Annotated in this window: 5 protein-coding genes; 1 reads left to right on the top strand and 4 read right to left on the bottom strand. The window is 66.1% G+C overall.

Translation table 11 applies throughout. The features are described from left to right. From P3W75_RS08560 to rpoE, 4 genes are all read right to left on the bottom strand, one after another. Window positions 1–130 (bottom strand): SoxR reducing system RseC family protein (locus tag P3W75_RS08560; protein ID WP_276226941.1); only part of this gene is annotated, 130 nt, incomplete at its 3' end. Further along, a complete protein-coding gene (locus P3W75_RS08555) occupies window positions 127–1,086 on the bottom strand; it encodes a MucB/RseB C-terminal domain-containing protein (protein ID WP_276226940.1) in 960 nt (319 codons plus the stop codon). The genes P3W75_RS08560 and P3W75_RS08555, both read right to left, overlap by 4 nt. Window positions 1,087–1,107: 21 nt before the next feature. Continuing rightward, window positions 1,108–1,695, bottom strand: a complete 588-nt coding sequence (locus P3W75_RS08550; protein WP_276226939.1) for a sigma-E factor negative regulatory protein — start codon at window positions 1,693–1,695, stop codon at window positions 1,108–1,110. Window positions 1,696–1,725: 30 nt separating this feature from the next. Beyond that, the gene (rpoE, locus tag P3W75_RS08545; protein WP_276226938.1) at window positions 1,726–2,313 is read right to left on the bottom strand and encodes an RNA polymerase sigma factor RpoE; all 588 of its coding nucleotides are present in this window, start codon (window positions 2,311–2,313) and stop codon (window positions 1,726–1,728) included. 391 nt (window positions 2,314–2,704) lie between these two features. Between rpoE and P3W75_RS08540 the strand changes: the two genes are divergently transcribed. Continuing rightward, window positions 2,705–3,539 (top strand): FAD-dependent oxidoreductase (locus P3W75_RS08540; RefSeq protein WP_276226937.1); only part of this gene is annotated, 835 nt, incomplete at its 3' end.

The following is a 3,539-nucleotide window of genomic DNA, read 5'->3' as shown; positions in this document are numbered from 1 at the left end:
CCAGTTGCTGGAGCAGGCCCTGGCCGCAGCCGGCGCGGGCGTTGCAGGCGGAGCAGGTGCTTTGGCGCAGTGTCTCGACCCAGACCGCTCCGGGTTCGACACCGATCACCCGCCCCTGCTCTTCGATCACTGCGCCGAATCTCCCTGGGCGGGCGCCTGTGGGCGCACCGACATGGCTATGCGCTCCGCGGTGCCGCTGGGTATCTCGCCGACCACGGTGACCATCATGCCGCCATCGTCGGTGTTCAAGCGCTTGGAGACCACCGAGGTCGGGCCCAGCTGGGTCCGCGCATCATCGACCTTGGCCCCGTGCAGCGGCTCGATGAAGATCGAGAAGCGCGCCAGGCCGTCGCCGTAGTCCATGCTCACGACCTGGTCGTCGGAGACGCTGCTGCGGCGCTTGTAGGAATCATTGAGGGTGAAGCCCGGCGGCACCCATTCCGAATGCCAGTCGCTGACGGCCGGCGTGTCGGCCTTGGCCTCCGGCAACGCCTGGCAGCTCTGCGAGGGTTGCAGCTCGGCGGCGTCCGGGGCGGCGGTGCTCAACTGAGTGAACTGCAGGCGCTCCAGCACCTGGCCCTTGTCGTTGAGTAGCAGCGACTTGAGCGGCAGGCCGGTTTCCTGGTCGACGTGCAGCTCGAAACCGTAGCGATACTTGTCCTTGGGGATCAAGCCGATCACCGTCGCGGCGCGCCCGGCGATTCGCGACTCACCGACCTCGCGGACGTCGTACCAGGTGGAAAGATCGCCGCCGTCCAGCTTGCGCGCCGGCCACAATTGCGCGGAACCGCGCTGGCCGGCCATGCCGCCGGCGATGCACTGGGTCACGCCATCGACGCGCGACACCTCCTGGCGCGGCCCGTCCATCTGCAGCCAGCGCTCGCGCACCGAACCGTCAGCACCGACGAGACGCCAGATCTCGTGGGTGGAGAAGATTCCATTGCGTTCGTAGACGAAGGTGCCCTCGAAGCTCTGTCGCTGCTGGCCGTCGCTCATCCGCTTGAGCCAGGCCTGGGCGTCGGAGGCGGCCTGTACCGGCATCGCCAGCAGACCGCCCAGGAAGAACAACAGGAAAGTGGCGCGCATGACGCTCCTTGACTGGGTGGATCAGCGACTTTCCAGGCTCGCGGCACGCGCATAAGGCAGGGCGCTGTCGGCACCGTTCACCGCCGACTGCTGGGCATGCTGGCGGAGATACCCGGGGAGACGCTGTTCATGCCACTTGGTGGGGCTGCCCGAACCACCGGTGATGACCTGCGGCGCATCCTCGTCCTGGTTGTAACCGGCCAGCACCGCCGGACCTTGCACTTGCGGCAGGGTCAGCTGCGGCGTGGCGCCTTGCTGGGCCAGGCTGGGCGCGACGCTATCATCCTGATGGTATAGACGAACACCCGCCAGGACGGCCAGCGTTACCGAAGCGGCGACGGCCAGGCGCCCGACGTTGCGCCACGGGTTGCGGCGCGGCTGGGCCGGCGCTGCCTCCTCGGCCAGCGCGGCGGAAACCGCGGCGGCGATGTCCAGCTTGGGCATGACCGGTTCACGGTGCATGACCGAGCGGGCCAACTGATAACGCGACCAGGTGGCACGCATTTCCGCGTCCTCACCGCAGGCAGCGAGCACCCGGCGCAGTTCGAGCTCGTCCGCTTCGTTATCCATCAACGCGGACAGCGACTCCTGCAGGGCTTCACGACTCATGGCGTACCTCTCTTGGCTGTTCCGCCGTATTCAGGACTGTTCATCATGCAGCAAGGGCTGCAGGGCTTTGTCTATCGCTTCCCGCGCACGGAAGATCCGCGAGCGGACGGTACCCACCGGGCATTGCATCACGGTGGCGATATCCTCGTAGCTCAATCCTTCGAATTCGCGCAGGGTCAATGCCGTACGCAGGTCCTCGGGCAGTTGCTGGATGGTGCGATGGACCGTTTCCTCGATCTCGTCCCGCAACATCGCCCGTTCCGGTGATTCGATGTCCTTCAGGGCGTGGTCGCCCTCGTAGAACTCCGCATCCTCGGCTGTCACATCGCTGTCCGGTGGCCGCCGACCGCGCGCCACCAGGTGGTTCTTCGCGGTGTTGATGGCGATCCGGTACAACCAGGTATAAAAGGCACTGTCTCCGCGGAAGTTGCCCAAGGCGCGATACGCCTTGATGAAAGCCTCCTGCGCAACGTCCTGGGCTTCCTGGGCGTCGTGCACGAACCGCACGATCAGCCCGAGAATCTTGTGCTGGTACTTCATCACCAGCAGATCGAAAGCCCGCTTGTCTCCGCGCTGTACCCGTTCAACCAGTTGCTGATCCTGTTCCTGGGTTAGCATGCATGCTCCTCTACAAGCCCGGAGGAGCGGCGAGCACCCTGCAGAATCGCTCTGCCAAGATAGACTCGGATGTTTTGCAAAAGTTCTCCCCTCCAGGCGTACGCCGCACAGTTTTTTTGTCGCTTCGTCGCGACGGGGTCGAAACCCGTGTCCAACCCGTTGAAAACCCACTGTAACCGGCGAACGATCGACGCCCGTCGGCGAGGCTTTGCGATCCCCGCCAAACAGGCTTCAGACATTCCACGTTAGAACCGGAACGACTGAATTAGTTCCGCCCGGTTTCCCCCTGAGCATAGGCGGCGGCGCGGGCGCCTATGCGTGGGGGCACAAGGCCGCTATTGTGCCGTTCCCCCCTTCTATATACTAGGCCGCCACATTCGGGAATCAGGGCATGAGCGAGCACTTTCAGCACGATGTACTAGTGATCGGCAGCGGGGCCGCCGGCCTCAGCCTTGCCCTGACGCTTCCGGAGCACCTGCGCATCGCCGTGCTCAGCAAGGGCGAGCTGTCCCAGGGGTCGACCTTCTGGGCCCAGGGCGGGGTCGCCGCCGTGCTCGATGACACCGATACCGTCGACTCCCACGTGCAGGACACCCTCGACGCCGGCGCCGGCCTGTGCCGCGAAGACGCCGTACGCTTCACCGTGGAGCACAGCCGCGAAGCCATCCAGTGGCTGATCGACCAGGGCGTGCCCTTCACCCGCGACAGCGAGCCGGGCCGCGAAGACGGCGGCTTCGAGTTCCACCTCACGCGCGAGGGCGGGCACAGCCACAGGCGCATCATCCACGCCGCCGACGCCACCGGCGCGGCCATCTTCAACACCCTGCTGGAAAAAGCCCGGCAGCGCCCGAACATCGAGCTGCTGGCGCAGCGCGTGGCGGTGGACCTGATCACCGAACGCAAGCTCGGCCTGCCCGGCCAGCGCTGCCTCGGCGCCTACGTGCTGAACCGCGACAGCGGCGAGGTGGACACCTTCGCCGCGCGCTTCACCGTGCTCGCCAGCGGCGGCGCCAGCAAGGTCTACCTGTACACCAGCAACCCGGACGGCAACTCCGGCGACGGCATCGCCATGGCCTGGCGCGCCGGCTGTCGGGTCGGCAACCTGGAGTTCAACCAGTTCCACCCGACCTGCCTGTACCACCCGCAGGCCAAGAGCTTCCTGATCACCGAGGCGCTGCGCGGCGAAGGCGCCTACCTGCGCCTGCCCAGCGGCGAGCGTTTCATGG

This window comes from Pseudomonas citronellolis, from assembly GCF_029335315.1.
GTDB classification, from domain to species: Bacteria; Pseudomonadota; Gammaproteobacteria; order Pseudomonadales; family Pseudomonadaceae; genus Pseudomonas; species Pseudomonas citronellolis_A.
The sequence above is the reverse complement of the archived record's forward strand: the minus strand, read 5'-3'. Positions and strand labels throughout refer to the sequence as shown.

Bases quoted from the DNA above. Each gene is read 5' to 3' on its own strand.
- P3W75_RS08555 (WP_276226940.1), bottom strand. From the start codon at position 1,086: ATGCGCGCCACTTTCCTGTTGTTCTTCCTGGGCGGTCTGCTGGCGATG.
- P3W75_RS08550 (WP_276226939.1), bottom strand. From the start codon at position 1,695: ATGAGTCGTGAAGCCCTGCAGGAGTCGCTGTCCGCGTTGATGGATAAC.
- rpoE (WP_276226938.1), bottom strand. From the start codon at position 2,313: ATGCTAACCCAGGAACAGGATCAGCAACTGGTTGAACGGGTACAGCGC.